This window comes from Dactylosporangium sp. NPDC049525 (assembly GCF_040676755.1).
Lineage (GTDB): Bacteria > Actinomycetota > Actinomycetes > Mycobacteriales > Micromonosporaceae > Dactylosporangium.
In genome coordinates, this window is record NZ_JBFAPO010000033.1 from 64,388 (window position 1) to 79,436 (window position 15,049).

Annotated in this window: 15 protein-coding genes; 8 read left to right on the plus strand and 7 right to left on the minus strand. The window is 73.0% G+C overall.

Annotated elements, in window-relative coordinates:
• Positions 1–27: 27 nt before the first annotated feature.
• Complete coding sequence (locus AB0K00_RS35915) at positions 28–2,265, plus strand: transglutaminaseTgpA domain-containing protein (RefSeq protein WP_363530001.1); 2,238 nt, start codon at positions 28–30, stop codon at positions 2,263–2,265.
• Between the two features lies 1 nt (position 2,266).
• Here AB0K00_RS35915 and AB0K00_RS35920 read toward each other — a convergent pair whose 3' ends face one another.
• From AB0K00_RS35920 to AB0K00_RS35935, 4 genes are all read right to left on the minus strand, one after another.
• Positions 2,267–3,460, minus strand: a complete 1,194-nt coding sequence (locus AB0K00_RS35920; protein WP_363530004.1) for an alginate lyase family protein — start codon at positions 3,458–3,460, stop codon at positions 2,267–2,269.
• A 76-nt stretch (positions 3,461–3,536) separates the two neighbouring features.
• The gene (locus AB0K00_RS35925; protein ID WP_363530007.1) at positions 3,537–4,166 is read right to left on the minus strand and encodes a nucleoside/nucleotide kinase family protein; all 630 of its coding nucleotides are present in this window, start codon (positions 4,164–4,166) and stop codon (positions 3,537–3,539) included.
• Positions 4,163–4,957 carry an SDR family oxidoreductase gene (locus tag AB0K00_RS35930; protein ID WP_363530010.1) on the minus strand — a complete coding sequence of 265 codons (795 nt, stop codon included), beginning with the start codon at positions 4,955–4,957 and terminating at the stop codon, positions 4,163–4,165. The genes AB0K00_RS35925 and AB0K00_RS35930 overlap by 4 nt, the downstream gene beginning before the upstream one ends.
• Positions 4,957–5,922, minus strand: a complete 966-nt coding sequence (locus tag AB0K00_RS35935) for an LLM class F420-dependent oxidoreductase (RefSeq protein ID WP_363530125.1) — start codon at positions 5,920–5,922, stop codon at positions 4,957–4,959. Before AB0K00_RS35935 ends, AB0K00_RS35930 begins: the two co-directional genes overlap by 1 nt.
• 139 nt (positions 5,923–6,061) lie before the next feature.
• Between AB0K00_RS35935 and AB0K00_RS35940 the strand changes: the two genes are divergently transcribed.
• Positions 6,062–6,268 (plus strand): hypothetical protein, encoded by a 207-nt coding sequence (locus tag AB0K00_RS35940; protein ID WP_363530013.1) that lies wholly within the window; start codon positions 6,062–6,064, stop codon positions 6,266–6,268.
• A gap of 111 nt (positions 6,269–6,379) precedes the next feature.
• A complete protein-coding gene (locus tag AB0K00_RS35945; RefSeq protein ID WP_363530016.1) occupies positions 6,380–7,804 on the plus strand; it encodes a GH1 family beta-glucosidase in 1,425 nt (474 codons plus the stop codon).
• Between the two features lie 41 nt (positions 7,805–7,845).
• Here the strand turns inward: AB0K00_RS35945 and AB0K00_RS35950 are convergent, their stop codons facing one another.
• Positions 7,846–8,511 carry a response regulator transcription factor gene (locus tag AB0K00_RS35950; RefSeq protein ID WP_363530019.1) on the minus strand — a complete coding sequence of 222 codons (666 nt, stop codon included), beginning with the start codon at positions 8,509–8,511 and terminating at the stop codon, positions 7,846–7,848.
• Positions 8,512–8,695: 184 nt separating this feature from the next.
• A complete protein-coding gene (locus AB0K00_RS35955; protein WP_363530022.1) occupies positions 8,696–10,345 on the minus strand; it encodes a histidine kinase in 1,650 nt (549 codons plus the stop codon).
• Between the two features lie 183 nt (positions 10,346–10,528).
• On the opposite strand from AB0K00_RS35955, the gene AB0K00_RS35960 reads away from it, so the two are divergent.
• From AB0K00_RS35960 to AB0K00_RS35980, 5 genes are all read left to right on the plus strand, one after another.
• Positions 10,529–11,020 carry a DUF1707 domain-containing protein gene (locus AB0K00_RS35960; protein ID WP_363530025.1) on the plus strand — a complete coding sequence of 164 codons (492 nt, stop codon included), beginning with the start codon at positions 10,529–10,531 and terminating at the stop codon, positions 11,018–11,020.
• Between the two features lie 167 nt (positions 11,021–11,187).
• Complete coding sequence (locus tag AB0K00_RS35965; protein WP_363530028.1) at positions 11,188–11,820, plus strand: SDR family NAD(P)-dependent oxidoreductase; 633 nt, start codon at positions 11,188–11,190, stop codon at positions 11,818–11,820.
• A gap of 42 nt (positions 11,821–11,862) precedes the next feature.
• Positions 11,863–12,672: a metal-dependent hydrolase gene (locus tag AB0K00_RS35970; protein ID WP_363530031.1), complete on the plus strand. Its 810-nt coding sequence runs from the start codon at positions 11,863–11,865 to the stop codon at positions 12,670–12,672.
• Positions 12,669–13,538 carry an amidohydrolase family protein gene (locus AB0K00_RS35975; RefSeq protein WP_363530033.1) on the plus strand — a complete coding sequence of 290 codons (870 nt, stop codon included), beginning with the start codon at positions 12,669–12,671 and terminating at the stop codon, positions 13,536–13,538. Before AB0K00_RS35970 ends, AB0K00_RS35975 begins: the two co-directional genes overlap by 4 nt.
• Positions 13,535–14,131 (plus strand): hypothetical protein, encoded by a 597-nt coding sequence (locus AB0K00_RS35980; protein ID WP_363530036.1) that lies wholly within the window; start codon positions 13,535–13,537, stop codon positions 14,129–14,131. The genes AB0K00_RS35975 and AB0K00_RS35980 overlap by 4 nt, the downstream gene beginning before the upstream one ends.
• A 75-nt stretch (positions 14,132–14,206) precedes the next feature.
• Here the strand turns inward: AB0K00_RS35980 and AB0K00_RS35985 are convergent, their stop codons facing one another.
• The gene (locus tag AB0K00_RS35985; RefSeq protein WP_363530039.1) at positions 14,207–15,010 is read right to left on the minus strand and encodes an SRPBCC domain-containing protein; all 804 of its coding nucleotides are present in this window, start codon (positions 15,008–15,010) and stop codon (positions 14,207–14,209) included.
• Between the last annotated feature and the right edge of the window lie 39 nt (positions 15,011–15,049).

Genomic DNA, 15,049 nt, shown 5'->3' on the forward strand with positions numbered 1-15,049 from the left:
CGCCGCCCAGGACGGGGTCGGCGCGTGATGAGGCGGCTGCTGGTCGCGGTGGCGCTGCTCGGCATGCTGGTGATGGCCGCGTTCGCCCTCGCGCCGATCTACCACGGCCCGCTGCTGCTGCAGCTGATGGCGGGTGCCGCCGCCGGCTCTGTCGGCGTCAGCGTCGCCGCCCGCCGCCTGCCCGGCTGGAGCGCGGCCCCGCTGAGCGTCGTGGGCCTGGTCGGCGTCGTCCTGCTCGCGATGCGGGTCTCCGCCGCCGCGGCCGGGGTCGACGGCAGCCTCCCGGCGCTGCGTGAGGCGCTGCGCAACAGCATCCCCCGACTGCTGCTCGCGCTCATCCCGATCGAGCCGCAGCCGGACACGGTCCTGCTGCCGGTGATCCTGACCTGGCTCACCGGACTCGCCGCCGCCGAACTCGGGGTCCGCTACCACCGCGTCCTGCTGTCCTACGCGCCGCCGACGGTGCTGTTCGGCGCCGCGCTGTACCTGGTCGGCCCCAACGGCAGGAGCGCGAGCTGGGTGCCGCTCGCCTTCGCCGGGTTCGCCGCGCTCGGCCTCATCGTGTCCAACCGGCCGCCGCCCGCCGAGGAGGACCGCCTGACCGAGGGCCAGCGGCGCACGCTGCGGCTGCGGGTGGGCGCCGGCGCGGCCGCGGGGCTCGCCGCGGTCGTCGCGCTGTCGCAGCTGCTCGGCCCGAGCGTCGCGGCGAAGGTCGGCACCAGCCCCGCCGAACCCCGCAACATGGTGACCCCGCCGCAGCTCGACTCGCTCGACGAGAGCCCCCTGGTCCGGCTGTCCGGCTGGGCGCTCAACCACGACCAGCACCTGTTCGACGTCGAGGTCACCGGCACCGACGCGCCGCCGCCGGTGCGCCTCGCCGTGCTCAACGACTACGACGGCGTCACCTGGCGGGTCGGCGCCACCTATCGCAACGCCGGCCGGGTCGTGGCCGGCAAGCCCGTCCTCACCGACCCGCAGGTCCGGCAGGTGTTCCGCATCGCCGACCTCGACGGGCGGCTGCTGCCGGGCATCGCCACGCCGGAGGAGGTCAACGGCGTGCGCGTCGCCGTCGACACCACCGACGGCACGATGATCCTGTCCGACGGGCTGCGGCCCGGGGTGCAGTACAGCGTCATCTCCCGCGTGCACCGCCCCGACGAGAACGCGATGCAGGTCGCCGACGTGCCGAACACCGACGCCGTGGCCCGGCACCTGGCGCTGCCCGGCAAGGTCCCCGACTCGATCGCGCAGCTCGCGCAGCACCTCGGGGAGGGCGTGTCGTCGCCCTACCAGAAGGCGTTCGCGATCGTCGGCTGGCTCTCGGAGCACTACAAGGCCGTCGGCGACGCCCCCAGCGGGCACGCCTACCCCAACGTCGAATACTTCCTGTTCGGCCCCAAACAAGCCGGCGGGCAGAAGGGCACCTCGGAGCAGTTCGCGGCCGCGTTCGCGGTCCTGGCCCGGCTGATGGGCCTGCCGACGCGGCTCGCCGTCGGCTTCCGGGTCGAGCCGGGGCGCAACGAGGTCCACGGCGGCGACGCCGTCGCCTGGCCGGAGGTGCTGTTCAACGGCGTCTGGGAGCCGTTCGACCCGATGCCGAAGGCCGACACCGTCCAGCGCCCGACCGAGGACGACTTCCGCCCGAAGCCGCCCGCGTCGCAGCCGCCGCCGGAGACCGTGCCGGCGCCGTCCGGCTCCGCCGCGTCACAGTCCCCGAAGCCCACGACGGCACCGACCGGCGACGCCACCGGACAGGACTCGAGCACCGGGGTCACCGTCGCGGTGGCAGGCGGTGCACTCCTGGTGACCCTGATGGCCTTCGCGGCGGCGGTACCCCTGGCGAAACGCACCCGCAGGCGCCGGCGGCTCGCGCAGGGCACCCCGGCACAGCGCATCGACGCCGCCTGGGCCGAGGTCCTGACCGGCCTGCGCCTCGCGGGCCGGCCCGCCCCACCGCACCTGACGGCGTCGGAGGTGGCGCACTACGCGGCGGCCGCGGCCACCGCCCGCGCCCACTCCAAACCCCGCGGCGTGGCCACGATCCGCTCCGCGACGCCACCGGTGGACGACGTCGCCGCCCTCATCAACGCGGTCGCGTTCGCCGGGCCGCAGACGATCCGCGGCCTGCCCGCCGGCCCGGGTGAGGAGCAGGCCACCCGGGCCGCCGTGCAGGCCGTCGCGTACGTCGATGAGCTCCGGGCCAGGCGGGGGTTCTGGCGCCGGCTGCGCTGGACGCTCGACCCCCGCCCGCTGTTCTGGAAGTGACTCAGGCCGGGTTGCCGGCGTGGGTCAGGGTCTCCCACGCGACGAACAGGTTGTTGCTGCCGGCCGGGCGGGACTGCTCGGTCAGCCGCTGGGTGTTGGCCATCGCGATGCCCATCCGGTTGTGCAGGGCGTTGTAGCCGACCTCGGTGATCGGGCCGAGGCCGAGGGTCAGCTTGCCGCCGCACAGCCACGACGGGACGCCCTCGCCCAGCTGGTACTTGCTGTGGAAGCCGAGCGCGTGCCGGAGCCGGTCGGCGATCTCCGGGTACACGTCCTGGCCCTGGATGCGGGTGGTCTCCGCGATGTGGGAGATCGCCGAGATGCCGTAGCCGGTGTGCGTGAAGTCGCGGCAGGTCTCCTGGGAGATGCCGTCCACGAACGTGCTCTGGCCCTGCCAGTAGTTGATGATCTCGGTGCGCGTGTCGATGCTGCCGATGCCCTTCGGCAACGCGCCGTCGGCGGTGATGTAGAGGTAGGCGGGGACGCGGGCGCGGAACTTGGCCATGGCCTTGTCCCAGCTGGTGCGGTCCTCCAGGAAGACGGAGATGCCGATCGCGGCCTCCATCATGGACAGTTCCCAGTTACCGTTGCTGCTGGAGCCGTTGATGACCTTCGGCAGGTAGACGGTGCGCAGCATCGTGCCGAAGCGCGCCTGGTTCGGCCACGACGAGTAGGTGTAGCGGATGATCTCGGCGGCGCGCGGCCACGACGACCCGGCCCAGCCGGTCTGCAGCGGCGCGTTGCTGTTGGTGTGGTCCTTGATCGTGGCGGACCAGGCGTCCATGATCGCGATCGCCTTGGTGGCGTAGCGGCTGTCCCTGGTGATGTACCAGGCGAGCGACAGCGTGTAGGCGGCGAGCGCGTCCTCCCGCTCGTCGGTGCAGCCGTTGTTGGGGTTGGAGTAGGAGCCGCACTCGACGACCGCGCGGGGCTTCGGGGTCCGCGACAGCGACGCGTACTTGCTGCCCAGCATCTGGTCGTAGGCGGCCTTCCAGGGTTGCGCTCCGGCCTGGACCTTGCCGCGGACGAAGTCGAGCTGGGCCGTGCTGACGAACACGCCGGGGTGGGCGAACGTTGCGGGCGCGGCGGCCACGGCCGGGGCGTTTTGTGCCTTCGTCGCCGCGACGGCGTACGTGGTGCCGGCCACGGCGATCGCGACGGCGAGCCCGGCGGCGCCGAGGACGAGTCTGCGCATGGTGCTCCTCACAGATAGACAACCGTTAGGCAGATTGCCTATCTGATCGGCGCCGGTCAATCGGGCACAGGAAGACTTAAGCCACGCTTCGGGTCAGGATGAGGTCCGCGCGGTTGCGTGTGCCGGCGATGACCGCCGCGTTGCGCTCGTCGCTGCGCTCCACCCAGTCGTGGGCGTCGTGCAGGTCGAGGCCCTTCGCCAGCTGCCGGCGCACCAGGGAGTCCTGCCGCAGGTCGTCGGGGGCGTCGAGGTACAGCACCAGGTCCAGCAGCTCGCGCACCTGCGCCCACGGGCCGTCGTCGAGCAGGAGGTAGTTACCCTCCACGATGATCACCCGGGTGGTGACCGGGACCGGGATCACCCCGCCGATCGACTCGTGCAGGGTGCGACTGTAGGTGGGTGCGTAGACGAGGTGGTCCGCCGCTCGGAGCCGCCGCAGCAGGTGCACGAACCCGGCCGCGTCGAACGTCTCCGGGGCGCCCTTGCGGTCGGCGAGGCCGAGCCGGTCCAGCTCCACGTTGGACAGGTGGAACCCGTCCATCGGCACGGCCACGCTGCTGTCCAGGGCGGCGGCGAGGGCGCTGGACAGCGTCGACTTGCCGGCCGCGGGCGGCCCGCAGATGCCGATGATCGAGCGACCCGCCTGCTGGCGCACGAAGGGCCCGACCACGTCGAGCGCCTCGCTGAGGACGTCGGGCCGCCTCATGGTTCGAGGCTGGCCGCGAGCCCACGCATGCCGGCCAGCCACCGGTCGGTGTCGGTCACCCGGTGCAGGTAGTACTTCTGGACCTCGGGGTGCGGCAGGATCAGGAACCGTTCGGCGGCCAGCCCCTCCACCACGGTCCCGGCGACCGACTCGGCGGACAGCACCGCTCCGCCGGCCGCGGTCACCTTCGCGCCGATGTGCCCGGCCGCGAGCCCGTCCTGCAGCATCGGGGTGTCCACGCCCTGCGGGCACAAGGCGCTGACCTTGACGCCCTTCGCGCCGTACGTGATCGACAGCCACTCCGCGAACGACACCGCCGCGTGCTTCGTCACCGCATAGGGCGCGTCGCCGACCGCGGTGAGCAGCCCGGCCGCGGAGCAGGTGTGCAGCAGGTACCCCTCGCCGCGCTCCAGCATGCCGGGCAGCACCGCTCGGGCCGAGTACACGTGCGACAGGACATTCACCGCCCAGGTCCGCGACCAGGTCTCCGCCGATGCCTCGAGCCCTTCACCGCTGGTGATGCCCGCGTTGGCGCAGAACAGGTCGATGCGGCCGAAGCGCTCCTCGGTCTCCGCGACGAGCTCGGCGACCTGCTCCTCGTCCGTCACGTCCACGGCGATCCCGACCGCCTGCGATGCCGTGATGCCGCCCGCCAGGGCCGCGGCGGCGTCGCCGTCCAGGTCGGCAAGGACGAGGGTGGCCGCGCCCTCCGCGGCGAACCGGCGGGCCATGGCGGCGCCGATGCCACCGGCCGCCCCGGTGATGACGACGACTTTCCCGGCGAGGTCCACTACCGCGCTCCCAGCGCCCGGAGCGTGTCCAGCAGGACATCCGGGCCGCCGGCGGTGAGCTCCGGCGTCGGCAGCAGCGCCATGACCGGGGTCGTGACGCCGGCGTCGGCATACCGCTGGACGTGCTCCCGGCACCGCTGCGGGCTGCCGTGCACGATCAGCGCGTCGACGACCTCGTCGGGGATCGCGGCGAGCGCCGCCTTGCGGTCCCGGGCCGCCCACGCGTCCCACATCGCCTTGAACACCTCACCGCGGCCGAGCCAGCGGTGGAACGCCGCATACGCGGGGACGGTCAGGTACGCGGCGATCAGCCTGCGGGCGGTCTCCCGCGCCACGGCCTCGTCCTCGGTCGGACAGACGAAGATGCGGGCCGTGACCTCGAACCCGTCCGGCGCGCCGGCCAGCTCCGCGCGGACCGTCGCCACGTCCTCGACCGAGAGCCAGTTGAGCACCGCACCGTCCGCCTCGGCGGCGGCCAGTCGCAGCATCTTGGCCCGCAGCGCCGCGAGCAGGAGCTTCGGCGGCACCGCCGGCGGCCGTTCGAGACGGAAACGCCGCACCTGGAACGTGTCGAACGCGCCGTCGACCACCTCGCCGGCGAGGGCGGTGCGCAGGAAGCGCAGCACGTCACGGCTGCGCTCGAACGGCCGCTCGAACGGCACCGCGTTCCAGTCGCCGACGACGACCGGCGACGACGCGCCGATGCCGAGTGCGACCCGCCCCGGCGCCGCCTCGGCGAGGGTCGCCGCCTGCATCGCGATGAGCGCGGGCCCGCGGGTGAAGACCGGGACGATCGCGGTGCCCAGCCGCAGCCCCGGCGACCACACCGACGCGAGGGCCAGGGGCGTGAACGCGTCCGTGCCGGCGACCTCCGAGGACCAGACGTCCGTGTAGCCCAGATCGGGCAACGCCTTCAGCAACGCTGCGTGCTCAGGCAACGGCACACCGGTGAGCGGCACCGTCAGCCCCCATTGGCTGGTCATCAACCGATCATCTCCGCGACACGGCTAGTGTGGCAAGCGAGAGTGCTGGGTAGCCTTTCGCGGGATCGCCGGCGCCGCCGCGCCGATCCCGCGTTGATCTCGACCGAGAAGGAGCAACCACATGCAGGGTCTGGAAAAGAAGCTCATGAAGGAATGGGAAGGCAAGAGCGCCCAGGAGATCGCCGACGCCCCCGTCACCGCGATCGCCGGCGTGTCCGAGGGCGACGCCGAGAAGCTGCTCGCCGCCTTCGGCATCAAGACCGTCCGTGACCTGGGCACCAACAAGTACTTCCGCTGGGCGCAGGGCGTCATCGCGCTCGCCGACTGACCTCCGCACTGCCTGCAGGCCGCTCCCGTTCTCCACGGGGGCGGCCTCTTCCGTCCCCGCCCGGAGGTTCGCGCGGCGTGGACGCGTGCGCGGGCAGGCTACCTTGGCCGGATGCGACGGCGTCACGTGCTCACCCTGGCCGCGGCCGGTGCCGTGACCGGCGCCTGCTCGTCCGACGACCCGCCGCGCCGGCCCGCCGCGCCGGGCGGGCCCGCCGCCTCGCCGGCCTCCCCCGTCGGGCTGGCGTTCCCGAAGGGGTTCGCGTGGGGCGCGTCGACATCGGCGTACCAGGTGGAAGGCGGTGCGACGGCGGACGGTCGCGGCCCGTCGGTGTGGGACGTGTTCAGTCACCAGCCGGGGCGCACCAGCGACGGCGGCACCGGCGACGTGGCCGCCGACCACTACCACCGCAGCTACGAGGACCTCGACCTCATGCGCGACCTGGGCCTGAAGAGCTACCGGTTCTCGATCTCGTGGTCGCGGGTGCTGCCGACCGGCCGCGGCACCGTCAACGCCAAAGGCCTCGACTTCTACCACCGGCTCGTCGACGGCCTCCTCGCCCGCGGCATCACCCCGGTCGCCACCCTGTTCCACTGGGACACTCCGCAGGCGCTGCAGGAGTCCGGCGGCTGGGCGTCACGCGACTGCGCGAAATGGTTCGCCGACTACGCCACCGTCGTCTGCTACTCCCTCGGCGACAAGGTGCAGACCTGGCTGACGCTCAACGAGCCGAAGACGGTGGTCGAGGTCGGCTACACCGCCGGCGTCCACGCGCCGGGCGTGCGCGACCGCCGGGTCGCCAACGTCGCCGGCCACCACCTGCTGCTCGGCCACGGCCTCGCGGTCCAGGCGTTCCGGGCCACCGGCCGCAAGGGCCGCATCGGCGCGGCACTCAACCTGTCGCCGGCCTACCCCGCCGACGACTCCGATGCCGCCCGCCGCCAGGCCACGATCGCCGACGGCGAGGAGAACCGGCGCTGGCTCGACCCGGTGCTGCTCGGCCGGTACCCGGACGACTGGCTGGCCACGCAGCCTCCGGACGCCCCGGTCCGCGCCGCGATCCACGACGGGGACCTGGCCGCCATCGGCTCGAAGAGCGACCTGCTCGGCGTGCAGTACTACAACCCCGCCTACGTGACGGCCAAGGGCGGCCGGGTGCAGAAACACCCGACGACGCAGGCCGGCTGGCAGGAGGTGTACCCGCAGGGCCTCTACGACCTGCTGACCCGGATCAAGCGCGACTACGGCGACATCCCGCTCACCATCACGGAGAACGGCATGCCCTCGGTCCAGCCGACCGACGACCAGGACCGCATCGTCTTCCTGCGCGACCATCTCGCCGCCGCCCACCGGGCCATCAGCGAAGGCGTCCGGCTGGAGGGCTACCACGTGTGGTCACTGCTGGACAACTTCGAGTGGGCCGAGGGCTACTCGCAGCGCTGGGGCATCATCCACGTCGACTTCGCGACCCAGCAGCGTGTACGCAAGACCAGCGCCAACTGGTATCAGCAGGTCATCGCCCGCAACGGCATCTGAGCCCGCCCGCGTCCGTTCGCGACCGGCCCGCCGGACCTGCCTCAGCCGAGCCAGCCGGGCTTGACCAGGCCCGCCTCATATGCGAACACGACCAGCTGCGCCCGGTCCCGCGCACCCAGCTTGATCATGGCCCGGCTGACGTGGGTCTTCGCGGTCGCGGGGCTGACGAACAACTTCGTCGCGATGTCCTCATTGGACAGTCCGACCCCGACGAGCGCCATCACCTCCCGCTCCCGGTCGGTCAGCACCGCCAGCGACATCGGGGCGAGCGGCGCCCGCGACCGGCTCGCGAACTCCTCGATCAGCCGCCGGGTCACCCCCGGCGACAGCAGCGCGTCCCCACCGGCGACCGCCCGCACCCCCCGCAGCAGGTCGACCGGCTCGGTGTCCTTGACCAGGAACCCGCTCGCCCCGACCCGCAGCGACTCGAACACATACTCGTCCAGGTCGAACGTTGTCAGGATCACGATCCGCACCTGCGCCAGCCGCGCATCGGCGACGATCTGCCGGGTCGCCTCGAGCCCGTCGAGCACCGGCATCCGGATGTCCATCAGCACCACGTCGGGTCGCGTCTGCACCGCGAGCCGCACCGCCTCGGCCCCGTCGGCCGCCTCGCCGACGACCTCGATGTCGGCCTGCGCGTCGAGCAGCGCCCGGAACCCGGCCCGCACCAACGCCTGGTCATCGGCCAGCAGGACCCTGATCACCCGCGCTCCTCCCGGCTGCTGCGCCCGATGCGGCGTGTGGTCATGGCTACTCCTCGCAAACGGCAATCCTGGCACGAACCTCGAAACCACCGCCGGGTCGCGGCCTCGGCCACGGTCATGGCTGCGCCTCGCGAACGGCAATCGTGGCGCGAACCTCGAAGCCACCGCCGGGTCGCGGCCTCGGTCATGGCTGCGCCTCGCGGACGGGAATCCTGGCACGGACCTCGAAACCACCGCCGGGTCGCGGTCCGGCCTCGACCACCCCGCCGAAGGTGGCCGCCCGATGCCGCATGCCGGCTATCCCGTTGCCACCCGGACTGCCGCCATCAGGCACACCGCCGCCCTTGCCGGCACCGCTGGCGCCACTGGCGCCACTGGCGCCACTGGCGCCACTGGCGCCACTGGCGCCACCGCCACCTTTGCCGGCATCGGCGGCGCTTGAGCCGGCCGGCTCCGGACCGGTCGCGGCAAGGCCCGCACCGGCGGCGACCGGCGAGTGGGCGTCGTCCAGGTCCACGGTGGCGGCGCCCTGACCGCCGGCGACTCGGGCGGCTCCCTGACCGTCGGCGGCTCGGGCGGCGACTCCGTGGCCGTCGACGGCTTTGGCGGCTACTCCGTGACCGTCGACGGCTCTGGCGGCCCCGTGACCGTCGACGGCTCTGGCGGCAGCTCCGTGGCCGTCGGCGGCTCTGGCGGCGACCCCGTGGCCGTCGGCGGTGCCCTGGCCGTCGTCGGTGACGTGGATGGTGAGCTCGCCCGGCGCGTAGCCGACGACGATCGTCGCGGCCGCGCCCGGGCCGGCGTGGCGGCGCACATTGGTCAGCGCCTCCTGCACGATCCGGAACGCGGCCCGGTCCACCTGCGGCGGCAGCGGCCCCGGAACGCCGACCGTGTCGACCGTGACCGGCAGGCCGACGGCGCGGGCCTCCTCGACGAGCCGGTCCAGGTCGCGCAGGCCCGGCGCCGGGGTCCGCGGGGCCGCCTCGCCCGGGTTGAGCCCGGCCAGGACGGAACGCGTCTCGCGCAGCGCCTCGGCGCTGGCGTGCTTGATCGCGGCGAGCGCGACCCTGGCCTGCTCCGGCTGCTCGTCCATGAGGTGCAGGCCGACGCCCGCCTGGACATTGATCAGGGACAGGTGGTGGCCGATGACGTCGTGCAGCTCGCGGGCGATCAGCAGCCGCTCGTCGCTGGCCTGCCGGCGCTCCTGCTCGGCCCGTGCCTTCTCCTCCTCGGCACGGGCCAGCTGCTGCTGCGCGGACCAGTCACGGGCCATCTGCGAGTAGCGCATGCCGCGCACCCGGGCCGCCTCGCCGAACCCCGCGATCACGAGGCACCACACCCCGATGAGCACGACACGGGAGGCGCTTTCGTCACCCCGTACCAAAACGGCGAAAACGCTGAACGCGGCGGCGACGGCTGCCCACGTCAGCCAGCGATAGCCCGACGCGAGGGCGGTGAACATCGCCACGATCGCGGCGACGAACCCCGGGCCGTCGGGATAGCCGAGACTGAAATAGGCGGCGGTCGGCACCAGCGCGCCGATGAGCGCGACCAGCGGCCACCGCTCCCGCACCAGCAGCGCGAGCGGCCCGGCGAGCAGCAGCAGATAGCCGGTGCGGTCCAGGACCTCGGTGCCCGTCGTGCCGTATGCGGCGGCGCGGGTGCCGAGGACCTGCACCAGGGCCATCGCCACGACGATGCCGAGCGGGTGCGGCCCGCGCCACCGCTTGCGCTCGTGGCGCTCCATGGACTCCATGCGATACGCCAGCCGCGCGAGACGCCGGGCCTCGCGCGAGGCGCGGCGGTCCCTGGTCCAGGGCGGTTGTCGTCTCACACCGCAAAGGTAGTGCAGGGCCGGCAGGCGCGACGTCGCCTTCAGGTCGCGCGGGGGCGTACTCCCTGGGTCGTACACGCGGCGCCGGCGTGCGCCCAAAGCAGTACACGACGACACGACACCGGTGCGACGCGCGTACGACCGGCGGCCGTCACGCTGGGATCAACATGGAAGGGGGCCGAGATGGCCGGCGAACGGGTACGAGCCTCCGACAAGGAGCGCGAGCAGTACGCCAGCATGCTGCGGGCCGGGATGACCGAGGGACGGCTGACGCTGGAAGAGGGCGAGGAGCGGCTCGCCCAGGTGTATGCGGCGAAGTTCCGCGACGAGCTGCCGCCGCTGACCGCCGACCTGCCCGAGGGGGGCAGGCGCGGGCTGTTCGAGCTGCCGGAGACGCAGGCGGAGTTCCTGCGCCAGGGCCGGCGCCACCTGGCCAGGCACGGCGCGTTCGTGGCCGTGGTCGCGGTGGCGCTGACCGGGTTGTGGGTGCTGTCCGGCGCACACTTCTTCTGGCCGGCGATCCCATTGTTCTTCCTGGTGCTCAGCGTCTTCAGGCACGCACGCTGGCGGCGCTGGGCGGCGGCGGGGGGTCCGCCGTGGGCACGCAGGAACTGGGGACACGGGCACGGGCACGGGCCGTGGGCGGCGGCCTCGGACCGCCACGGCTGGAGCTGAGGCAACCAGCCACGGCCGGGGCCGGGGCAAACCGCCACGGCCGGGGCCAAGGCAACCGCCACGGCCGACCGGGGCCAAGGCAACCGCCACGGCCGGAGCTGAGGTAACCGCGGCAGCGGGGCGTCGCCACGGCGCGGCGCCCCGCCGATGACGAGAGGCTGGATGGCATGTACCGAACCGAGCTCAAGGGCCGGGTCGCGGTGGTGCTCGGCGGTGCCGACGGGGTCGGCGCGGCGGTGTGCCGGCTGCTCGCCGCGCGCGGCGCCAGGATCGCGGCCATCGGCGACGACGAGGCCGAGCTGCAGGACCTGGTCGACGAGCTGCGATGGATGGGTGCCGACGCGGTCGGCATCGTGTCCACCGGGGTCGACGTGGCGTCGGTCCACGCCGGGGTCCTCAGCGAGGTCGGCCCGCCCGACCTGCTGTTCGTGCTGCCGTGCACGACCGGCGGCGGCGACGACTTCCGGGTGAGTGTCGACAGCGGACTGACCGCGACGTTCGAGGCGCTGCGCGCCTTCGTGCCGAGCATGGCGCAGGCGCGCACCGGCTCGGTGGTGACCGTCGCGCCGTTCGGCACGGACGCGGCGACGAGCGCCGTCGGCGGCGGGGTGACCGCGCTCACGCAGCACGTGGCGCGGGAGGTCGCGGAATCGGGCGTGCGGGCGAATGTCGTGTCTTGGACACCGCAGGCGGAGCGGGTGGAGGATGTGGCCTTCGCCGCGGTCTACCTGGCCTCCGACGCCTCGGCAACGGTGACGGCGACCACCTTCGACGTCACGGGCGGGCATTCGCGGCTGTAGCTCCTATGTACGAATGATGGTCCACATGGGATAGTCCCGATCATGATGGGCTCTTCGCATGCGCTTTCCGGAGCGGCCGTGTGGTTGGCCGGCTCGCTCGCGCTGGACCAGCTCGCGGACTTCCACCAGACGCCGTTGCAGCTCGCGGTCGGCACCGCGATCTGCGCCGGTGGCGCGCTGGTGCCGGACCTCGACCTGTCCGGCCGGGTCACCACCCGGCAGGGCGGCGCGACGGTGGCGCACACGTTCGGGGTGTTCACGCTGTTCCTCGCCGAGGTGGTCGAGAAGTTCTCCCTCGGCGTCTACAAGCTCACCCGGCTCAAGCACGACCCGCGCCGCCGCAACGGGCACCGCACGCTGACGCACACCATCATCTTCAACGTCGGTGTCGGCTACGGCACCCTGGCGCTGTGCAACGCCTACGGCAAGTGGGCCGTCATGGGCGTGCTGTTCTTCGCGTTCGCGATGGCGCTGCGCGGCCTGTTCGAGCGGTGGGCGGAGCGCGCCGGCTGGCTCATCGTGACGCTCGCTGCCGCCGCTGCCGCATATCTGGTGTACGAGCGGCTCCCCGGCGACCGCGGCTACCCGCTGCTCGGCATGGCGGTCGGCGTCGGCGGCCTCATCCATCTCGCCGGTGACATGATCACCCGGCACGGCTCGCCCATCTTCTGGCCGATCCCGACCGGCCGGCGGCTGTGGCGCAACATCGGCCTGCCGCACTCGGTCGCCCTGACCGCGGGCGACAAGACCGAGACGGTCGTGCTGCGCATCGTCTTCACCACGGTCGCCATCTTCGCCGGCGCCATGCTGGTCGCGCCGATCCTGCTCGACAGGTTCAACATATCCGTGTGAACGATGACGACGAGGTCCCGGCGTTCTGGCAGGCGCTGGGCCTGCCTGGCCTGTTCGACGTGCACACGCACTTCCTGCCCGAGCGGATGCTGCGCAAGGTGTGGGCGCACTTCGACGCCGGCGGCCCGCTGGTCGGGCGGCCGTGGCCGATCCGGTACCGCGGCACCGACGAGGAGCGGGCCGGGCACCTGCGGGCCATGGGCGTGCGGCGGTTCACTGCGCTGGCCTACGCGCACCGCCCCGGCATGGCCGCCGACCTCAACGCCTGGACCCTGGACTTCGCGGCCCGCACCCCCGAGTGCGTGCCGAGCGCGACGTTCTACCCCGAGCCGGGCGCCCTCGGCGACGTCGAGGCCGCGCTCGCCGCCGGTGCCCGGATCTTCAAGGTGCACCTGCAGGTCGGCGCCTACGACCCGAACGACCCGCTGCTGGAGCCGGTCTGGGGACTGCTCGCCGCGACGGGTACCCCGGTCGTCGTGCACGCCGGTTCCGGCCCGGTCGCCAACGGGTACACCGGCCCCGGCCCGTTCGGCGAGGTGCTGCGCCGCCACCCGGCGCTGGTCGCCGTCATCGCGCACTTCGGCGCCCCCGAATACGAGGGCTTCCTGGACCTCGCCGACCGGTACGCCAACGTCAGGCTCGACACGACGATGGTCTTCACGACCTTCTTCCCGGGCTTCCCGCCGGCCCTCCTACCCAGGGTGGAGGAGCTCGGCCTGGCCGGCCGGGTGTTGCTCGGCAGCGACTACCCCAACATCCCTCACCCGTACGCGCACCAGCTCGACGCCCTGCAACGCTTGGGGTTCGGTGATGATTGGCTGCGGGCCGTCTGCTGGGGCAACGCCGCGGGCATGATGGAGTGGTGACGAACTCGAACTCCTGGCACGGCCTGGCGGAGCTGCTGCTCGCCGGCCCTCAGTACCGGCGCAGCGGCACCATCCGGCTCCGGGTCACCAACGCAGGTTTCGCCACGGTCGCCGCACCCGACGTGCAGGCCGAGGCCGACGCGCTGGTCGTCGACGGGCGCCGCATCCCGTATGCGGGGCAGACGTTCGCCCAGCTGGCGGCGGCCGCCGGGCTGGACCTCGGCGCGCCCGAGGGCCTCTACAAGGACACCTCCGGCGCCAAGGCGGACGACCCGGTCGTGACCACCGACGCCGGCACGATCCTGGGTGCCCTCGCCGTCGGCGACGCCGCGCTGCGCCGGTTCGCCCCGGACGAGACGCCGGTGCTGTGGCCGGAGCACTTCGACGTCGGCATCTCCCTCGACGAGGTGAACTACGGGGTGTCCATGGGCGACTCGGCGATCGCGGAGCCCTATGCGTACGTCGGGCCGTGGAAACCCCGCGAGGGTGATTTCTGGAACGTGTCGTTCGGCGCCGCACGACCCCTGAGCGACCTCGGCGACGCGGCCGCGGTGGCCGCGTTCTTCACCGAGGGCCGCGCCGCGGCCGCCTGACCGGCCGCAGCCCGGGACACCGCCGCGGCCGCCTGACCGGGGCCGCGGTCCGGGGCACCGCCGCGGCCCGGGGCTTCACCGGCGCTTGATCCACCAGATGATGCCGAACACCACGGCGAAGCTGGCGGCGGCCGTGACGACATAGGGGACGGCCCGGCGCACGACCGAGCCGACCCCGCTCACGGCGAGCAGATCGATCGGCTCCACCCCGTCGCCGGGTTCGACGGACACCGAGGACTCCGACAACGCCGTGGGCGCGGACCGCGCACCCACCGCCGGCGAAGGTTCCCGAGCTGGTTCCTGAGCTGGTTCCTGGGACGGTTCCTGGGACGATTCCTGGGACGGTTCCTGGGACGGTTCCTCGGACGGTGGCGGCGCACCGGCGGCGAGCTTGCCGGCCAGGCAGTCGGCGAACTGGCCGATCAGCTTCGCGCTCACGTCGCCGATGAGGCCGCGGCCGAACTGGGCGGCCTTGCCGGTGACGTCGAGGTCCGTGGCGACCTCGACCCTGGTCCCCGCGTCCCCGGCATCGTGCAGCGACGCGGTCACCTTCGCCGCGGCGGTGCCGCCGCCCCGGCTGTCGGCGCCGGAGGCGGTGAGCACGACCCGGTGCGCCGTCTCGTCCCGCTCGACGAACCGGCCCTTGCCCTTGAAGGTCAGGTTCACCGGGCCCAGCTTGACCTTGACCGTGCCGGCGAAGTCGTCGCCCTCGAACGAGGTGAGCGCGGCGCCCGGCATGCACGGGGCGATCCGCTCGATGTCCAGGAGCACCGCCCAGGCCTGCGACACCGGGACGGGCACGGTGAAACTGTGTTCCAGCAGCACGGTCGTCAGACCCCCAGCGCTCGGCGGCACGGCCCGCGTGGTGACCCGGGCCACGCTGTCGACCTTAGTCCCGTCCCGCCGTGGCGCGCAGCA

What these genes read in the sequence shown, in the direction of transcription:
- AB0K00_RS35915 (WP_363530001.1), top strand. Translation starts at nt 28, where the DNA reads ATGAGGCGGCTGCTGGTCGCGGTGGCGCTGCTCGGCATGCTGGTGATG.
- AB0K00_RS35970 (WP_363530031.1), top strand. Translation starts at nt 11,863, where the DNA reads ATGATGGGCTCTTCGCATGCGCTTTCCGGAGCGGCCGTGTGGTTGGCC.
- AB0K00_RS35925 (WP_363530007.1), bottom strand. Translation starts at nt 4,166, where the DNA reads ATGAGGCGGCCCGACGTCCTCAGCGAGGCGCTCGACGTGGTCGGGCCC.
- AB0K00_RS35945 (WP_363530016.1), top strand. Translation starts at nt 6,380, where the DNA reads ATGCGACGGCGTCACGTGCTCACCCTGGCCGCGGCCGGTGCCGTGACC.
- AB0K00_RS35940 (WP_363530013.1), top strand. Translation starts at nt 6,062, where the DNA reads ATGCAGGGTCTGGAAAAGAAGCTCATGAAGGAATGGGAAGGCAAGAGC.
- AB0K00_RS35960 (WP_363530025.1), top strand. Translation starts at nt 10,529, where the DNA reads ATGGCCGGCGAACGGGTACGAGCCTCCGACAAGGAGCGCGAGCAGTAC.
- AB0K00_RS35965 (WP_363530028.1), top strand. Translation starts at nt 11,188, where the DNA reads ATGTACCGAACCGAGCTCAAGGGCCGGGTCGCGGTGGTGCTCGGCGGT.
- AB0K00_RS35920 (WP_363530004.1), bottom strand. Translation starts at nt 3,460, where the DNA reads ATGCGCAGACTCGTCCTCGGCGCCGCCGGGCTCGCCGTCGCGATCGCC.